At 68.3% G+C, this 315-nt stretch carries 1 protein-coding gene; it reads left to right on the top strand.

Going from position 1 to position 315, the window contains the following annotated elements; translation table 11 throughout:
• A partial coding sequence (locus BN358_RS22970; protein ID WP_157593315.1) for a LacI family DNA-binding transcriptional regulator occupies nt 1-315 on the top strand: 315 nt, incomplete at both ends.

Raw genomic sequence — 315 nt, forward strand, 5'->3', positions numbered from 1 at the left:
CCGTCTCGAACGTGCTGAACCGGCCCGAGTCGGTCACAGAGAAGACCCGCGTCAAGGTCGAGCAAGCGATGGCGCAGCTCAACTTCCACCGCAACGCGTCCGCGCGGCAGTTGCGGGCGGGGGTGTCCCGCACCGTCGGCGTGATCGTGATGGACGTGGGCAACCCGTACTACACCGAACTCGCCCGTGGCATCGAGGACCGCCTCGCCGATGACGACCACACCCTGATCCTGTGCTCGTCCGACGAGGATCCGCAGCGGGAGGCGCAGTTCCTCCGCCTGCTCGCCGAGCAGGGCGTCCGCGGTGTCCTGGTCA

This window comes from Sedimentibacter sp. B4, from assembly GCF_000309315.1.
GTDB lineage: Bacteria > Bacillota > Clostridia > Tissierellales > Sedimentibacteraceae > Sedimentibacter > Sedimentibacter saalensis.